At 34.0% G+C, this 18,922-nt stretch carries 17 protein-coding genes; 2 read left to right on the forward strand and 15 right to left on the reverse strand.

Annotated elements, in window-relative coordinates; all coding sequences use genetic code 11:
- Positions 1-422 precede the first annotated feature (422 nt).
- Positions 423-863: a MarR family winged helix-turn-helix transcriptional regulator gene (locus M4L39_RS11390; RefSeq protein WP_277582138.1), complete on the forward strand. Its 441-nt coding sequence runs from the start codon at positions 423-425 to the stop codon at positions 861-863.
- 378 nt (positions 864-1,241) lie between these two features.
- Positions 1,242-1,676, forward strand: a complete 435-nt coding sequence (locus tag M4L39_RS11395) for an Hsp20/alpha crystallin family protein (RefSeq protein ID WP_277582139.1) — start codon at positions 1,242-1,244, stop codon at positions 1,674-1,676.
- A 78-nt stretch (positions 1,677-1,754) separates the two neighbouring features.
- Here M4L39_RS11395 and M4L39_RS11400 read toward each other — a convergent pair whose 3' ends face one another.
- From M4L39_RS11400 to M4L39_RS11470, 15 genes are all read right to left on the reverse strand, one after another.
- Positions 1,755-2,921 carry a nitrate/nitrite transporter gene (locus M4L39_RS11400; RefSeq protein WP_277582140.1) on the reverse strand — a complete coding sequence of 389 codons (1,167 nt, stop codon included), beginning with the start codon at positions 2,919-2,921 and terminating at the stop codon, positions 1,755-1,757.
- Positions 2,922-3,306: 385 nt separating this feature from the next.
- The gene (nreC, locus tag M4L39_RS11405) at positions 3,307-3,960 is read right to left on the reverse strand and encodes a nitrate respiration regulation response regulator NreC (protein WP_277582141.1); all 654 of its coding nucleotides are present in this window, start codon (positions 3,958-3,960) and stop codon (positions 3,307-3,309) included.
- A 21-nt stretch (positions 3,961-3,981) separates the two neighbouring features.
- Positions 3,982-5,016 carry a sensor histidine kinase gene (locus tag M4L39_RS11410; RefSeq protein ID WP_277582142.1) on the reverse strand — a complete coding sequence of 345 codons (1,035 nt, stop codon included), beginning with the start codon at positions 5,014-5,016 and terminating at the stop codon, positions 3,982-3,984.
- A 9-nt stretch (positions 5,017-5,025) separates the two neighbouring features.
- Entirely contained in the window at positions 5,026-5,478 is a 453-nt protein-coding gene (nreA, locus tag M4L39_RS11415) for a nitrate respiration regulation accessory nitrate sensor NreA (RefSeq protein WP_277582143.1), read from the reverse strand.
- Positions 5,479-5,492: 14 nt separating this feature from the next.
- Entirely contained in the window at positions 5,493-6,170 is a 678-nt protein-coding gene (narI, locus tag M4L39_RS11420; RefSeq protein ID WP_277582144.1) for a respiratory nitrate reductase subunit gamma, read from the reverse strand.
- Positions 6,163-6,738 (reverse strand): nitrate reductase molybdenum cofactor assembly chaperone, encoded by a 576-nt coding sequence (gene narJ / locus M4L39_RS11425; RefSeq protein WP_277582145.1) that lies wholly within the window; start codon positions 6,736-6,738, stop codon positions 6,163-6,165. Before narJ ends, narI begins: the two co-directional genes overlap by 8 nt.
- On the reverse strand, positions 6,731-8,299 hold the full coding sequence (gene narH / locus M4L39_RS11430; RefSeq protein WP_277582146.1) for a nitrate reductase subunit beta: 1,569 nt from the start codon (positions 8,297-8,299) through the stop codon (positions 6,731-6,733). The genes narJ and narH overlap by 8 nt, the downstream gene beginning before the upstream one ends.
- On the reverse strand, positions 8,289-11,972 hold the full coding sequence (locus tag M4L39_RS11435; RefSeq protein WP_277582147.1) for a nitrate reductase subunit alpha: 3,684 nt from the start codon (positions 11,970-11,972) through the stop codon (positions 8,289-8,291). The genes narH and M4L39_RS11435 overlap by 11 nt, the downstream gene beginning before the upstream one ends.
- 266 nt (positions 11,973-12,238) lie before the next feature.
- Complete coding sequence (cobA, locus tag M4L39_RS11440) at positions 12,239-13,186, reverse strand: uroporphyrinogen-III C-methyltransferase (RefSeq protein WP_277582148.1); 948 nt, start codon at positions 13,184-13,186, stop codon at positions 12,239-12,241.
- Positions 13,177-13,491 carry a nitrite reductase (NAD(P)H) small subunit gene (locus M4L39_RS11445; RefSeq protein ID WP_277582149.1) on the reverse strand — a complete coding sequence of 105 codons (315 nt, stop codon included), beginning with the start codon at positions 13,489-13,491 and terminating at the stop codon, positions 13,177-13,179. The genes cobA and M4L39_RS11445 overlap by 10 nt, the downstream gene beginning before the upstream one ends.
- Positions 13,492-13,493: 2 nt before the next feature.
- The gene (gene nirB, locus M4L39_RS11450) at positions 13,494-15,899 is read right to left on the reverse strand and encodes a nitrite reductase large subunit NirB (protein ID WP_277582150.1); all 2,406 of its coding nucleotides are present in this window, start codon (positions 15,897-15,899) and stop codon (positions 13,494-13,496) included.
- Complete coding sequence (locus tag M4L39_RS11455) at positions 15,892-16,356, reverse strand: precorrin-2 dehydrogenase/sirohydrochlorin ferrochelatase family protein (RefSeq protein WP_277582151.1); 465 nt, start codon at positions 16,354-16,356, stop codon at positions 15,892-15,894. The genes nirB and M4L39_RS11455 overlap by 8 nt, the downstream gene beginning before the upstream one ends.
- Positions 16,325-17,077, reverse strand: coding sequence for a sirohydrochlorin chelatase (locus M4L39_RS11460; protein ID WP_277582152.1), 753 nt, complete (start codon positions 17,075-17,077; stop codon positions 16,325-16,327). Before M4L39_RS11460 ends, M4L39_RS11455 begins: the two co-directional genes overlap by 32 nt.
- Before the next feature lie 137 nt (positions 17,078-17,214).
- Positions 17,215-17,751, reverse strand: a complete 537-nt coding sequence (locus M4L39_RS11465; RefSeq protein WP_277582153.1) for a GNAT family N-acetyltransferase — start codon at positions 17,749-17,751, stop codon at positions 17,215-17,217.
- A 191-nt stretch (positions 17,752-17,942) separates the two neighbouring features.
- Complete coding sequence (locus tag M4L39_RS11470) at positions 17,943-18,761, reverse strand: formate/nitrite transporter family protein (RefSeq protein ID WP_277582154.1); 819 nt, start codon at positions 18,759-18,761, stop codon at positions 17,943-17,945.
- Positions 18,762-18,922 lie beyond the last annotated feature (161 nt).

Below are 18,922 nucleotides of genomic sequence, written 5' to 3' on the forward strand. Positions count from 1 at the left end.
ATAGTAAAGCTAGTCATTAACCTTCTATGTATGTTGTATCTTGCTTAAATCATTTATACACGCTCATTAAAATCTATAACAATAATAGTATGACTGATTATAAAACAATTATAAAGAGTTATAACTGTTTTGTAACAAAATCTCCTTATATTTCAGACCCTTCCAAACATCGTCCTAATATTTTTATAACCATTTAATACAAAATCATAATTTCAAGTTTACTCGTATTGATTTAAACCCTATAAAATACATATGATTTCAATGTTATTAAGCGGTTTAGAATGTTATAGTATTAAATTTTTACTTATTTAATAAGATAATAGTTAAAAAATAGTATAAAAATCTATATCTAAAGGCGCGCAACCGTTCCTTGACAATGAATGGTGTTCATAATATGGTTAAATTTCAAAAGGGGTGATTAAATGGAGGAAAAGGACAGCTACCTAGAACAGCAACTATGCTTTCTATTTTATGTTTCTTCTAAAGAAATAATTAAGAAGTATACTTCTCATTTAAAAGAGTATGATTTAACATATACAGGTTATATCGTTTTACTCGCAATTAAGGTGGATGAAAAAATTAATATTAAGACGCTCGGTGAGCGTGTCTTTTTAGATTCTGGAACACTTACACCTTTGTTAAAAAAACTTGAGAAAAAAGGTTACGTAACAAGAACTCGTGAGATTGATGACGAACGCAACTTACAAATTGCACTTACTGATAAAGGGACGAACGTGCAAGAACCACTTTCAAAAGTTTCAAAAAAAGTTTTTAGTGAATTCGACATGGACATAGATGAAGCTATAGATTTAAAAGAGACATTGCAAAAATTTGTTAATAAACATTTTGCGAAAGATATTTAATTCATATGGGGTTTGTTGAGGATAAATGGGACAATGTAAAACATACATAACATTTTTATCTACGACTTACCTCTTTTTAATCCTACTTGCTACAAAACCCACTTATTTTACTTTACTCCTAAAACTAAACTATCAAAATAATTATGATAAAACAGACCACACTTACTATCGTTTCATTTTAAAATGTTTAAACTTTTATGCTAAAATAATTTGAATACAATTATCAATAGTTTGACTTTGATTTTCTTTGACTATTTTATTATAATGTATTTGTAAGGTAAATTAAACGTTCACCTTAATTTTATACTTTTTTTAACTCAAACTTCAATTCCATTCGATTAAATATAACAATTAAACTACGCTGAGGAGAGATATAGCATGAATTTTGAAAATAAAAATTTTAACAATCCGTTTATCGACGTAAATCCGGGTGATTTATTCAGAGATTTTGGAAAACAAATTTTCGAACAATTTCCTGGCAATGAGAGCATTAAATCAGATATTAAAGAATTAGACAACGCTTATATTGTGGAAGCTGAACTTCCAGGCATTAAAAAAGAAAGTATTAGTTTAGAATTTGAAAATAATTTGCTAACGATTGAAGGCAAACAAACTATCGAGGTTCAAGATGAAAACGACACTAAACGTACAATCCACCAAGAACGTAACCATAGTGATTTGAGCCGCCAATTCCCATTTAAAAATGTTGATGACAGTAGTATCAAAGCTTCTTATGAAAATGGTCTACTCACTGTAACTTTGCCTAAAAAAGAGCAAAAAGAACAACCAAAATCAAATATCGAAATAGACTAATTATTTATATATAACAAATAGCGCTACATTCCCTACTTATGGTAATGTAGCGCTATTTGTTTTCGCTTCCATTTATTTTTAAGAGATTAGTCTCAAATTTTCTTTTTTTACGATATGTAGCATTGTAATGAAACCAATAAAACCAAAGAATGCTAAAAATATAAATGCTAAGTGGCTTGTACCGGTCATCATAGTGACATAGGATATAACAATTGGAGGGAAGAAACCACCAAGCCCGCCCATCATTGAAACAATACCATTAGCCGCCCCTGACTCTTTTGCAAAATAGAATGGAACGAGTTTAAATACAAGTCCATTACCGGTACCTACGCAGATACTAATAAGCAAGCAGCCTACAGTAAACAATAATATGTGGCTTGAAAATCCTAAAATAATTGCGCCTATAACCATAAACACAAAATCTATCATTAATAAAATAACTGCATTAAATTTGTCCCCTAAAACGCCACCCAATGGTCTTAAAAAAGTGGCTAACGCAATAAAGATACCTGATCTAATACCGGCATCTACTTCACTAATGCCAAAGTTTTGAACTAAAAAGTTGGGTAAAAACAACCCAAATGCTACAAAAGCGCCAAATGTAATAAAATACCATAATGATAAATAATAAAGCTTAAGATCTTTCATTAATTTTTTAGACTGCTTAACTAATGGCACCTTTATTTTTTTCTCATTAGCGTCACCAAGAAGAAACATTAAAATTGCAAATAATGCAATAACAATCAAATACCCTCTAACTGTCGTTTGCCACCCAATGATACCTGCGATAGGGGGCGCTAAAAATGAAGAAATTGCAGTACCAATGTTCCCCATACCGTATATGCCGTTAGCTAGACCTACTCTTTCTTTAGGAAAATATTTAGGAACTGAAGTGACACCGACTGAAAAAATTGCGCCCCCAACACCTAAGAAGAAGCCAGATGCCATTAACATGCCTGGTGTTTGAGCTTGACTCAAAAAGTAAATAGGAAATAATAGAATAATAAAACTACAGAAAAACACCCATTTGGCACCAATAATATTAGTTAAATATCCAAATGGCACTCTTAAAATAGACCCCAATATAACAGGTATTGCTAAAATAATTGAAAGTTGATTTCCAGTGATATTAACATCTTGGGAGATAAAAGGCATTAGTGGAGAAATAATACTCCATGCCATAAATCCAACTACAAGACTTAGCGTTTGTAAGGTAAGTTGGAAACCACCACTTGCTCTGTTCATTCATTTCACCTTCATTTTCATCTGTTTATTTTTAATAATTAGAAAACCAGTATTCCGTAGCTACTCTTTAATTTTTAAAAAATTGGGCATTATTTAAATATTTATGAAAGTTTAACCTGCTGTAATTTAAGCGAGTTAATAAATGCTTTTTTACAAAATACTGGCTACAAGTTTATTTTATGATTATTGTGAAAAAATGAACATAAGGATTATCCCTTAAGTTAGTGAGTGGTTTCCCCTATATTCATTAACAGTTATTATTACGTTATATTTAACTTTTGTAGTATAGTAAATAAATATTTAATAAAAAAATTAGCGCGAAAAAACAACTGTCTGATACAGTCATTTTTTCGCGCTAACGTTTTGTTAATATATTTAATGTAATTTAAAAGTCGACTAGTTTTTTCTTCATTGCGTATTCAACTAATTCAGGTTTCGTTTTTAAGTCTAGTTTTTGCATGATATGCGTTTTATGTGCTTCCACTGTTTTCACAGATACAAATAACTTTTGAGCGATTTCTTTATTGCCGTAGCCTTTTGCAATTAAAGGCAAAATCTCAATTTCTCTTTTAGATAAAATTTTAAATGGATCATTACTCGCTTGAGTATCTTGAGATGAATTGTTAACGAATTCGTTTACTAACGATGTTGTTAATTTCATATCTACGTAAGTTTCACCTTGGTAAACCGTTCTTACAGCCAATAAAAACTGTTCATCTGGAGCATTTTTTAAAATGTAGCCTTTTGCGCCATTCCTTAATACATGGAATAAATACTCATCGTCGTCAAACATCGTTAATATCAATATTTTTGTTTCTGGAAAACTCTCAGAAATTTTACTTGTTGCGATAAGTCCTGATTCACCAGGAGGCATGCTTAAGTCCATAATTAAAACATCTGGCTTGTATTCCATCACTTTCTGGTACGCTTCTACACCATCAGCTGCCGTTCCCACGACTTCCATATCTTCTTGATAGTTTAAAATCATAGAAAATCCTGTGCGCACAACAGCATGATCATCTGCTATCACTATTCTCAAAATTAATTTCTCCTTATTCCCTTATATTGGAACTTCTAATGTAACGATAGTACCTCTATCAATCTGTGTATCAACATTTACTTCTGCATTGACAAGTTCTGCACGTTCATTCATACCATAAAGTCCTAACCCGGTACCTTGTGGTTGATCTGTTTTAATAAAGCCTTTACCTCTATCTATAATTTCTGCAATTAATTTATGGTCATTTACATATAAATCAATGTAAACAGTATCCACACCGGCATATTTTATCGCGTTAAATAATGCCTCTTGAACAACACGATATACGACCGTTTCAATCTCACTATCAAAACGATGTAAAGCTAGGTTAGAATGATATTCTATGCGTATGCCATAATTGGCTTCAACTTGTTTGAAATAGGTTTTAAATGCTGCATCCAACCCTAAATCATCCAAGGATGATGGTCTCAATTCAACAGATAAATTACGAATATCATCTATTAATTTGGACATTAAGCCTTCTATACGTTTAGAATTATCTACCAAAGTTTGCATTTCTCTATGATATTTTAACAACCTTAATTCCACATCGATGTTTAACATTTCTTGGACGAGACTGTCATGCAATTCACGTGAGATTCTTTTTCTTTCGTTTTCCTGCGCAGATATTGTTTTTTGCATCATTTTTCTCTGATACATTTTGTCATGACGCTCTATTTGAGGTGAAACATTTTGTAATGTGAATGCTTTAATGCCTTTTGTTTCGTCAATAGTTTGATATGTTGCTGTAAAAGGCTCAACTGTGCCGCGTGTCGTTTTCATAAATACTTGAAAACTCGTATCCCCTACTGACTCAGCTTCTAAAAAGCAATTTGTACACGATTGTAAATCATATTCATTTGTATAGCCATCACAGCGGTTGCATATTGCATTAGTCATTTCTTGGTAATCATTATCGGGTGAAATAATATCATGAGCTGCTTTGTTCATCGTTATGACTTGACCATGTTTGTCAACAAATACTATTTTTTCACTTGTATTATTAAAATAGTGAACTAACAATTGGTCTATATTTTCCATTTGATTTGTCTGCATTAAAATCACCTAGTCTTCTTCATTAAAAATTCCCAATTTGTTTGTGATTGAAATAGTGTGACATGTTTGAGGTAGCGGTCTCTTATTTCTTTGACCTAATAATAGCACACCATAAACGTGCTTTTCATACCATAATGGTATTGCTATCACTGCTGTTAGGCCTTCACATAATACGATTGGATATTTATGTTTTTCGCTATGTAAGAGAAATTGATCGATATCTTCTATCACCATTCGCTTACCTGTTTTCATCACATTTCCAGCAATGCCTTTACCTATTCTAAGCACAATGAGTTTATAGCGGGTATTGGTACTTCCAGATACATAATTCCATTTTATCGGAGAAACTTGGTTTTCATCTTTGTAAAATGCCAACCCTGCAAAATCAAAACCTTCTTCAATACGAAGGGTGTCTAAAACAGCTTGATAATTCACTTTTTCATTAAAAGATAATAGGCTCAATCTTTCGCCCCCATTCACACTTTATGCTTTCGATAAATAATATAACTACGGCTCGCATAAGTTAGTGGCACGCTCCACACATGTACTAACCTAGTAAATGGCCATAAAGTCATAATCACAAATCCTAAAAGTATATGCATTTTAAATGCAAGTGGCACATGTATCATTAAATTAGCATCAGGAGAAAACATAAATAGTTGTCTAAACCATATTGATATTGTCTCTCTATAATCAAATGTTGGTATCGTTGTGTTTGTTACTAAAGTAGCATAACAACCCATAAAAACAATGAGTAAAAGTAAAAAATTCACAATTATATCTGATGCAGAACTCAATTTTCTAATGTTCTTTTTAGTTACACGACGTGCCGTTAACAACAACATACCTATCATAGTTATTATACCAAATACACTACCAATATACACTGCTCCTATATGATATAAATGATCATTAACACCGACTGATGATAACCATGGTGCAGGTATAACTAAACCTACAAAATGTCCCATAGCTACAGGAATTATACCTAAATGGAACATGAGACTGCCCCATTTCAATTGTTTCTTTTCAATAAATTCACTAGATTTAGCAGTCCATGAAAATTTATCAAACTTAAAGCGTGCGATATGCCCAATTAAGAAAATAGCTATACAAAGATAAGGGACGATAACCCATAAAAATTGATTAAACATTTGTCTTCACCTCAGATACTGGTTCGATGCACGCTTTTAAAGTAGCCCTTAAAGCTTTTATTAAGTAATAGTATGGACTATCTTTTTCTTTTAATTGCTGCGCCATCGCATAGGTGCCATCTTCAATAATCATGATTGCAAATTCAATATTTCCTTGTGCACGTGAATCATTTTGCCATTGTGCAATATATAAAAATTCTAGCATTAAGGGTAAATAATCTGGTAATTCATTGGCTGCCATTTCCAAACCAAACATTTCGTATAGTACTTTTAATTTAGCGAGTAACTGGCCACGTTCTTTTTGTGTATCAAATTTATTGTAAGTCATATAAAGCGGCGCTTTTTTATTAAAATCAAATGTGTCTGAATACAATTGTTTAATCTCCAACAGGCTGAGTTCATGAATCTTTTCACGATAAATCAATAAATCATGATAGGCTGGATGACCCAAATCAATAACTTCTTCAAACGTTTTGGGATGAAATGTCAATTTTTTAGGAAATTCCAACTGTTGCGCTAAGTAGCCAAAAGTTTCTTGAAAATAATAATATTGTGTTAAATTAATCACGGAAAATCCCTCCATAGAAATTTTCATTGTAAATTTCTTGTCCTGATTTTTCAGATGCTGTACCCACAGGCACCCCACATCCTTCACAATTAGAACCGAAGTATTCTCCACCATAACCTTGGCTACCTTGAGCATGATACGTATCCATATATGCTTCTTTATGAGACGTTGGAATCACAAAACGGTCCTCATATTTGGCTATAGCTAATAAACGATACATGTCTTTTGTTTGTCGTTCAGTCAAACCAAGTCTTGATAGTTTATCTGTATTAAATGGTTTGTTTGTCACTTCTGCTCGCATATAACTTCTCATAATTGCCATACGTTGTAATGCTATTTTAATAGATTCTGTATCTCCAGCAGTAAATAAATTCGCTAAATATTGAATTGGTAACCTCATTTCTTCAATTGCTGGAAATATCATATCAGGATTTCTATTTGCATCTGTTGCAGTTTGCCCTTCAAAATAGCTCATGATTGGACTCAATGGCGGACAATACCAAACCATTGGCATAGTACGATATTCAGGATGTAATGGAAAAGCAAGTTTATATTCAATAGCGAGTTTATAAACAGGTGAATTTTGAGCTGCTTCAATCCATTCCATTGAAACGCCATCTTTTTGCGCCTGTTCAATCACTGCTTGATCATAAGGGTTTAAGAATAAATCGAGTTGTTTTTCATATAAATCTTGTTCATTTTCTGCACTTGCCGCTTCTTCAACTCTGTCTGCATCATATAATAAAACACCTAAATATCTCATACGACCTGTACAAGTTTCAGAACATACTGTAGGCATACCTGCTTCAATACGCGGAAAACAAAATGTACACTTCTCTGCTTTATTTGTTTTCCAATTAAAATAAACCTTTTTATATGGGCAACCTGTCATACAATATCTCCAACCGCGACAAGCTTCTTGATCAACCAGGACAATACCATCTTCATCTCGTTTATACATTGCACCAGAAGGACATGAAGCGACACAACTTGGATTTAAACAATGCTCGCATAACCTTGGTAGATACATCATAAAAGTTTCATCAAATTTAAATTTGATATCTTCTTCAATACGTTGAATATTAGGGTCTTCCGGTCCAGTCACATGTCCACCTGCTAAATCATCTTCCCAGTTAGGACCCCAATTCAAATCTAATTTCTCACCTGAGATTAAGGAATGTGCTTTTGCGACCGGTGAATGATTACCTGCTTTAGCTGCTGTAAGGTGTTCATAATTATATGTCCATGGCTCATAGTAATCTTTAATTACTGGCATATCTGGATTATAAAATATTTTACCTAATGCTATTTTTGACCACTTACTACCAGATTTAAGCTCTAGTTTTCCTTTTTTATTTAAGTACCATCCTCCTTTGTACTGTTCTTGGTCTTCCCATCGTTTTGGATAACCAATACCTGGCTTAGTTTCTACGTTGTTAAACCACATATATTCAGCTCCGGGACGGTTTGTCCATGTGCTCTTACAAGTTACACTACAAGTATGACAACCTATACATTTATCTAAGTTTAATACCATTGCAATCTGTGCTTTAATCTTCAAGCCAGTCAACCTCCTTCAGTTTTCTAACAGCTACATAAACATCTCTTTGGTTTCCAATAGGACCATAATAATTAAAGTGATAACTGATTTGAGCATAACCACCTACAAGTTGTGTTGGTTTTAGATGTATTCTTGTTGGTGCATTGTGAGAGCCACCTCTTGTTTCAGTAATTTCAGATCCTGGCGTTTCAATATGCTTATCTTGGGCATGATACATAAACATCGTACCTCTCGGCATACGGTGTGATACAACTGCTCTAGCCGTTACTACACCATTTCTGTTGTAGACTTCTAACCATTGATTGTCTGCAATATCATGCGTTTCAGCATCTTCTTTTGAAATCCACACTGTCGGACCACCTCTAAAGAGTGTCAACATATGTTGATTATCTTGGTACGTAGAATGAATATTCCATTTACCATGTGGTGTTAAATAGCGTAATACTAGTGTTTGATTATCCATCGTGACATTCTTATCCTTTGTTCCAAATACCATTGGTGGTAAAGTTGGTTTATAGACAGGTAAATTTTCTCCAAACTGTTGGAATATTTCATGATCAATATAATAACTTTGACGTCCTGTTAATGTTCTAAACGGCACTAAGCGTTCAATATTTGTTGTAAAAGGTGAATAACGCTGCCCGTTTTTATTTGAACCAGGGAACACTGCAGTTGGAATAACTTCTCTTGGTTGAGCAGTCATATTTAAAAACGTTATTTTTTCTGATGCACGTTCACTAGAAATGTCTTTTAATGGCATGCCTGTTTGTTGTTCTAAATCTTCATAAGATTTTTGTGATAATTTGCCATTTGTAGCTGAAGACAAATTCAATACGGCGTCTGCTGCACGTCGCGCAGTATCTATTCTAGGTCTACCATTTCTCACTGAACTTTCATTTTCATCATTCCAAGTGCCAACCATATGCTTCAACTCTTCATATTGTTCTGACACTGTGAAGCTCACGCCATGGGCACCCACTTTAGCTTGTTCTAATAAAGGGCCGAGTGTGACATATTTATCGAATATTTTTGTATAATCTCGATCAACAATTGCAAAGCTTGGCATTGTCTTACCAGGAATAGCTTCTACTTCACCTTTAGACCAGTCCTTTATAATGCCATTCACATTTGATATTTCTTGTTGCGAATCATGTGCTAAAGGTGTCGTTACGACATCTTTGTATACGCCTGTCAGATGTTTTTTCGCGGTTTCCGACACTTCTTTACTTAACGATTTGAAAATATCCCAATCTGAACGTGATTCCCATAAAGGATCTATTGCTGGATTAAATGGATGTACAAAAGGATGCATGTCCGTAGATGATAAGTCATGCTTTTCATACCATGTCGCAGCAGGCAATACAATGTCTGAATATAGTGGTGTCGAAGTCATTCTAAAGTCTAATGAAACAAGTAAATCTAGTTTACCCTCGGTATCATCTCTCCATTGAATCTCCTCCGGTTTCACTTCTTCGTTAGGCTCTGCCAATAGTCCAGACTTCGCACCAAGTAAATGTTTCATAAAATACTCTTGACCTTTTGCAGAACTAGATATTAAATTAGAACGCCAAAGGAATAATGTTTTCGGGTGATTCTTTTTCAAATCAGGGTCTTCAATTGCAAACTGTGTTTCTCTCGATTTCACAGAATCTACTGCATGTTTTAAAATTACTTCATCATTAAATTCATTCGCATCTTTTGCTTCTTCACCAAATGACAAACTATTTTTATTAAACTGTGGATACGAAGGCAACCAACCTAATCTAGCTGCTAATACATTATAATCTGCCGGATGTTGATGCTTAATATTTTCAGCTAACGGTGATTTAATACTATCCACATTAGATTCTTCATATTTCCACTGATCTGTCGCAAAGTAGAACCAACTTGTGCCATTTTGTAATCGCGGTGGACCTTGCCAATCTTTAGCGAATGCAAGTGTATTCCAACCTTCAATTGGTCTACATTTTTCTTGGCCAACATAATGCGCCCATCCGCCACCATTCACGCCTTGGCAACCACATAGTAATACTAAATTTAATATAGAACGATATATCGTATCTGAGTTAAACCAGTGGTTAATACCTGCACCCATAATAATCATCGATTTACCCTTTGTATCAATCGCATTTTGTGCAAATTCACGTGCAACTTGTGTAACTACATCTTGTTTCACACCAGTAACTGTTTCTTGCCATGCAGGTGTATAATATGAATTTACGTCTTTATAATCCTTGGCTTCTAATTCATGATTAAATCTTTTTATACCGTATTGACTCGTCATTAAATCATAAACCGTAGCTATATATCGCTCTTCTCCATTCGCTAGAGTTATTTTTTTAACAGCAATTGGTCGTTCAAAAATGCCATTACCCTCATTATTGAAATATGGAAATTGTATTTTTTCTAATTCAAAATCATCTTCTGCAAGACTTAGTGCTGGATCGATTTTACTACCGTCTTCATTTTCTAATTTTAAATTCCATTGTTTATCTTTTTCCCAACGTTGCCCCATCGTGCCATTCGGAACCATTAAGTCCTGAGTAATTTTATCAAAAATAACAGGCTTCCATTCACTATGCTCTGTCGTTTCACCTAAATCATTTGCTCTTAAGAAACGACCTGCTTTAAAACCATTTTCATCTTTATCTAGCATGATGATAAATGGCATATCCGTATATTGTTTTGAATAATTTATAAAATGTGCATTCGGTTGATTGACGTAATGTTCTTGAAGTATGACATGCGTCATCGCTTGCGCGAGTGCTGCGTCAGTGCCAGGATGTGGTGCTAACCAATTGTCTGCAAATTTCACATTCTCTGCATAGTCAGGCGCGATTGATACCACTTTTGTTCCTTTATATCGAACTTCAGTCATAAAGTGCGCGTCTGGGGTACGTGTCATTGGTACATTCGAACCCCACATCATAATATAAGAGGCATTGTACCAATCACTTGATTCAGGTACATCTGTTTGCTCGCCCCAAATTTGAGGTGAAGCAGGTGGTAAATCTGCATACCAATCATAAAAACTCAACATTTCTCCACCAAGTAAGCTCACAAATCGTGCACCAGAAGCATAACTCAACATAGACATTGCAGGTATCGGGGTAAAACCAGCTATTCTATCTGGACCAAATTTTTTGATGGTATAAATAATCTGAGCAGCTATGAGTTTACCTACGTCTTTCCAATTTGTTCTCACTAATCCGCCCTTGCCCCGTGCTTGTTTATATATTTTTGCTTTTTCTTCATCTTCTACGATAGATGCCCAAGCCTCTATCGTATTATTATCATGGATTTCTAATGCTTCTACCCATAGCTCCCATAACTTTTTACGAATATATGGATAACGAATTCTTAAAGGACTATATTCATACCAAGAAAATGAAGCACCACGTGGACAGCCTCTAGGTTCAAATTCAGGCATATCAGGCCCACAACTTGGATAGTCTGTTTGTTGATTTTCCCATGTGATCACACCATTTTTAACAAATACTTTCCACGAACAAGAACCTGTACAATTCACACCATGAGTTGTTCTAACTACTTTGTCGTGACTCCATCTTTCTCTATACATTCTTTCCCATTCCCGACTCTTATTTTCTAAGACCGACCAGTTACCATTAAATTTTTCAGTCGGCTTAAAAAAGTTTAATCCAAATTTTTTCATTGAAAACACCCTCTCAGATCATTGCCAGTAAAATTTATAAAGTAGGATTCTATGGTTCACTTCATTCACTGCTTAACTAAATTGTACATTTTTTCACAAATTTCAAATATTAGGGAATCACCTAATAAGAGAAAGAAATACCCTTAGTTTTAGATATATATTCATGTGCAATTATGCTTTATTAACCAAAAATGATGACTTCTATTTATTTCAATAGAAATCATCATTTTTATATTTTGTGTTATCTGTTTTCTTCTAAAATCCACTTATTTTATATACTTAGTGCTAATTTCCTCATCAAAATGCTGCATTAATTGTTGTTCTAAAAATAACTGTTGGCTGTGATGAAGTTCGTGCTTTTCATCAGGATTAATTATGCACCATCCGCCTTTTTCATAGATATCAAATGCTTGCTCAATTGCCTGTAAACGAGGTCCAGAAATCAAATATTTCTTAATAGCACATGGTTTTAAAGCACTTTTAATATTTTCATAAGCTGCTATATCTCCTACAATCACCATGCCAGGTGATATATACTCTAGCCCATCAGAAACCTGCTCCACAATTGTAGTTACAGTGCCTGTGATGTATTTTTCATTAAAGGTAGAAACATTAAATATGAGCAATACTGGATAATCTACACGTGTGGCCTGATATATATCGTTCATAATTTTAGCCAACCGCTTCACACCCATATAAATAGCTAATGTTCCTCCGTTCAAAAGTGTTGTAACATCAAACTGTTGTTGACTATTTTTATTCAGATGTCCCGTCGTAAAAGTGACACTATGCGCGATATTACGAATCGTTAATCCTAAGCCTACTGAGGCTACAGCAGCACTCGCTGTTGTAATACCTGGAATAACTTCAAAATCAATATTAGCCTGTGACAATGCGACAATCTCTTCATGTACCCTGCCAAAAATTGCCGGATCTCCACCCTTCAATCTAACGACACACCTATGTTGCTTTGCAGCTGAAATTAATTTTTCATTTATTTCTTGTTGTTGTATATGCTTACGGTATGCTTCTTTGCCAACATTTATAATTTCAATTTCTGGTCTTACTAATTGTAATATGAATGGATTGACTAATCTGTCATACAATATAATATCTGCATTTCGAAGGAGACGTTCGCCTTTTCTCGTTAATAATTCTGGATGACCAGGACCAGCACCAATGAGATATACCTTGCCATAAGGGATTATAGGCATATATATACATCTCCATTATGAATTTCTACAGGATAAACATCTACACATCCAGTATCCGGTGACTGTACTAGACCTTTTTTCAAATCTATTTTTTGATCATGTAACGGGCAATATACAAATTCACCGCTCACCGTACCTTCTGAAAGTGGTCCTCTTTTATGGGGGCATATATTATGAACTGCATGTATTTCACCTGATTCTGTTAGAAACAAGCCAATTTCAATATCATGTATGATTACTTTTTTCCCGATTAAAGGAACAAGTTCATCGACTGTTGCGACTTTTATTTTTTCTAATGCTTTCATAATTAAACTTTCTCCACTTCAAATATATTTTGTGATGCTTCATTATTTAAAATGTACGACCATGGTTCAGCATCTACAGCTTTTTTCGCTTCCATAATACGGCTGAACAAATCGTCTTGTCTTTCTTGATTTAATAAAACTGCTTGGACATTTTCAAAACCTAAACGTTTTATCCACGGTGCCGTACGTTCTGCATAAATACCAGTTTCTCTATAATATTGCATCATCGCGCCACATAATTTAATGACTTCATCTTCTGTTTCAACGGTAGTTAAATGTATACCCTCTGTCACATCCGTACCGCCATTTCCTCCAATATATATTTGGAATCCATTTTCAACGCTGATAATACCAAAGTCTTTAACCCCAGACTCCACACAGCTTCTTGGACAACCAGAGACTCCCATTTTAAATTTATGTGGTGTATCGATGTATTCGAAGGTTTTTTCTAAACGAATACCTAATTGCGTGGTATATTGCGTACCAAATCTGCAAAATTCCTTACCTACACAACTTTTAACTGAACGCGTCTTTTTCGCATAGGCTGAAGCTGAACGCATACCTAAATCAGCCCATATTTGAGGTAGCAATTCTTTCTTAATCCCATACAATCCTATACGTTGTGACCCTGTCACTTTCACTAATGGCACATCGTATTTCTTAGCGACTTCTCCTAATCGAATTAACTGATTTGCATTCGTAACACCACCGCGCATTTGAGGGATCACAGAAAATGTACCGTCATTTTGAATGTTGGCATGATAGCGTTCATTTGCAAAGCGTGATTCAATTTCGTCATTATGCTCAAATGGATAAACCATATTCAAATAATAATTAATAGCTGGTCTACACTTTGGACAACCCGACTTATCATTAAAATTGAGTGCATGGCGTACTTCCTTAGACGTTTTCAATCCTTTTGCTCTAATTTGTGTAACAATTTGATCGCGTGTGAGCTCAGTACAGGCACAAATGCCAGTTGGTTTAGATGCGACAAAATCATCACCTAATGTATACTCTAAAATTTGACCAATTTGTCCTTTACACTTACCACAAGAATTGCCAGCTTTCGTTTCTTTTGTGATTGCTTCTACACTTGTAAGACCTTGTGCTTTAATCGCACTCACAATCTTTCCTTTGCTGACACCATTACATCCACATACTGTTTCATCGTCTGGCATATCAGCAATGCTTATTTCACTTGTTTCTCCGCCTTTATGCATAAGCGAAACCATTGTGTAATCTTCTAATGGTTCTTGTTTTTTCATCATATTAAAAAATCTCGGACCATCATCAATATCTCCATATAAAACTGCTCCGACAATGCTGTTATCTTTCAAGAATACTTTTTTATAATGTTTATTAACACTATCAAAAATTTCTACACCTTTGACATCTATATCTTCTTTAATTTGACCAGCACTATATAAATCACAACCAGAAACTTTTAAAGATGTGAATGTTGTTGAACCTCGATAACTTTCCGTTTCTCGACCTGTTAAATGGTCTGCCAATACTTTACCTTGTTCATATAATGGGGCAACTAATCCATACACTTTACCATTGTGTTCTGCACATTCACCTACTGCATAAATGGCTTCGTCACTTGTTTGCATATAATCATTAACGACAATACCTCTATTCACTTTTAAACCACTTGCTTGTGCGACTTGTATATAGGGTCGAATACCAACTGCCATGACTACTAAATCTGCTTCTAAGGTTGTGCCATCTGCTAACAAGACACCGGTAACATCTTCTTGTCCAAGTATTTCCTGTGTACTTGCCTGTAATTTAAAGTTCATGCCTTGTGCCTCTAAGTCAGCTTTCAATAAATCTGCAGCCTTTTGATCTAATTGCATTTCCATAAGCCATTCAGCAAGATGAACTACAGTGACTTCCATACCTTGGTCCATTAATCCACGTGCACATTCTAATCCCAGCAAACCACCGCCAATTACGATAGCCTGATGTTTTGTTTTAGCAATTTCAATCATACGCTCAGTATCTTCAATTGTTCTCCAACCTATCACGCTCGGTAAAGCTGCCCCTGTTATAGGTAATACAAAGGCGCTCGAACCCGTAGCAAATATACAAATATCATAATGATATCTAAGGCCATCAGCTGTAATCACTTGTTTTAGTTCTCGATTAACCTCTACTACTGGATCATTTGTAATCAGCTGAATATCATTGTCCCTATACCATTCAAATGGGTTCATAATGGTCTCATCCACTGTCATCTTTTTCTGCAATATATTTGATAACATGATTCGATTATAATTTGGATAAGGTTCCTTACCGATAATAGTTATTTTATATTGCTGTGCATCGCGTTCTAATATTTCTTCAATCGTGCGTATGCCCGCCATGCCATTACCAATCATTACTAGCTGCTTTTTAGACATAGTCTTCCTCCTCATACACTTCATTTAAAAATGTTTGTACCGCTTTAGTTAGATGTTTCACTCCGCTACAATTTGCACCATTTGATCTAAAATGAATGCTTATGTCTTTGTGTTTTATTTCGCTCATGTTATAGAAATCAGATTGCGCTTTATCACCTACATGGTTAACAAGTTGATAACGCTTCGCGTCTTGATTAATTTGATGATTAACAGATTCATCATCTGTTGCAGCAAAAATAATATCCGCATGTCTAATATCTTCGCTGTCATAGCACTTTGTAAACAACTTCATTTTAGGATGTTCAATTTCGAAAAATTCCGGTAAAAATTTTTTACTTATAATAACTAGCGACTGTATGTCTTCTTTAATAAGCTGTTGTACTTTTCTGTACGCAACTTTACCTGCGCCAATCACTACAACACGTTTATCTGACAAGTTGAGTTGAATTGGATACACTTTCAAACACCTCTAATTGTTTAATTCTTTCTGTAATCATCGTTGAGAGCAAAGGGTCAAAATTAATAGCTGATGCATAATGTATATTACAATCATCATTCATTTGCGCTATATGATGTTTTGCTTTGTTTACCAAAAAGCCGTCATAGAAAAATATGGGTACAATCAATATATCTGTATTATTTTTTAAATAGTGCTGTAAGTTAAAGCGATAATTGTAGTAACCATATAATGTCATCATAGAAATAGGTATTTCAAACACGTCACAGTCTTGAGTTAACTGCCATAAAGCAATATCAGGATGACGATAACGTTCGCTGCCATGAGCCATTAAAATAATGTGCTGTATTTTAGGATGACTTTTAACTTTAAAGAAAATGTTCTGTTTAACTAGCTTTGTCATTAATTTATGTGTGCCAAGTGGCTCAGCAATTTTATATTTAATGTGTGGATATCTATACTCATAAACTTTTAAAATCATAGGAATATCTTCTATATAATGCTTTGCTGGGAAAAGTAAAAGTGGAATAATATTAAAACTTTCAGCACCTTGTTGAATACGTGTGTCTAGCACTTGCTCAAGACTTTGCTTTGTACTTTCTAAGAAAGCAATATGATAATCATGAATGTTACGACTTAGTATTTGCTCCAAAAAATGTTGAAGTGCTTCATTTTGTTTTCCTTTATTCATGCCATGAACAACCAGTATATGTTCAGTCATATGAGCCCCCCTTCTTTACACTTGCATTGTAATATAAATCAATACACTTTTGTGAATAAAATCACATAATAATTTAAAAATAGGGAATCCCCTTATCTAGTCACTAATGGGATTCCCTATACATTTTATTTAATTTATTAAAATGGTGGTGTACCTAATACTTCTTCGTCAAAACTTTCTGGAATAAGGACTTTTCTCATGATAACTCCTAAATCTCCATCGTTACTCTCATGCTCACCATATATTTCATAGCCACGCTTTTTATAAATATCTAGTAACCAAGGATGTAAACGTGCAGATGTACCAAGTGTTACTGCTGGTGCTTTAAGTGTGTCTCTTAAATAAGTCTCCTCAACATATTTTAACAACTGACTTCCAATACCTTTACCATCGTATGACGGTTTCGTAGCGAACCACCAAACAAATGGATATATTGATATACGTCGTTTTCCTTCCCAAGGATAACGCACTGTGAGCGTTGAAATTATTTCATGATCATCTTCTAATACGAACATCGTACTTGTTTTAATATTCTTTTTAACTAATTCAACATTCGCATTAACTGATGGCCAATCTATACCTAATTCTCTTAAAGGTGTAAAAGATTCGTACATCAATTTTTGTAATGCCTCAGCGTCAGATTCCACAGCAACTCTTATATTATATTCAGACATTTTGTCACTCCTTCTCATTTATAGCTTATTAATTCATGGATAACATCCCTAAAAAAATCATAAACCATTTACAATCATATCAATACAATATGGTTTCTTAATTATTGAGTCAATTATTATGTTTTAAAAAAGAAAAAAAGCACCCTCACAAATTAAATTATGATAGTGCTTGTTACTAATATGAATGACTATTAACTATGTAAGCTATCTCGTTTACCATTTAAATATGCATAAACCAGACCCACGAAAATACCACCACCGATATAGTTACCGATAAATGCAAACACAATATTTTTCAATACGTGTAACCATGCTACTACATCAAAATCATAAAACACCATACCTGCATATAATCCTGCATTAAATACAACGTGCTCATAACCCATAAATACAAAGACGATAACACCACTAGCAATGAAAAATGCTTTAGTTAAACCGTCTTTAAATTGAATTGATAAATAAATACCAATATTAATAAAGAAGTTACAAAAAATGGCTTTACCTAAAATTCCATACCATGTGGCATCTATCGTCTTACCATTAACAAGCTTCGTCAAGCTGGCAACCATGTCTGAAGTCATGATTGGGGTGAATTTCATTAAACCAAATAAGATAAACCCACCTATTATATTAAATAGAAAACACACCATCATAATACCAAGCGCTTTGTTCATGCCAATAACTTTATAATACCAACCTACTGTTAAAAACATAAAATTACTCGTTAATAATTCTGAATGTGAAAGTACAATTAATACTAAAGCTAAACTAAATGAAATAGCCCCTATTAAATTAATTAAACCTTCATTTGTACCCGCAAATTGTGTTTTTAAAGCTAGCATAAATACCGTTACAATTGCTAGTAAGAATCCTGACATGATTGACTTAAGCGCATAACGACCAGGTGTCTGATCAAATAAAACTTCTTTCATCTGCACTTGATTATTAATATTATCAATCGTTTCTCTCGACATGTAAGTGTCCTTAACGGATTTATTATTATCTACCAAAAATAGGCCCCCTTTTTCATTTAAAAAAATGATGATTTCTCTATACCAATAATGTTATTATATTAGTTTCATTTGATATTTAATAGTCAAAAAAATAAGTTTTTTAATTTTGAAATTTAATATATTGCGACTTAGCTTAAAATAACGTAAACTTTACTTGT

Origin of the sequence: Staphylococcus equorum, assembly GCF_029531845.1 — a bacterium.
GTDB classification, from domain to species: Bacteria; Bacillota; Bacilli; order Staphylococcales; family Staphylococcaceae; genus Staphylococcus; species Staphylococcus equorum_C.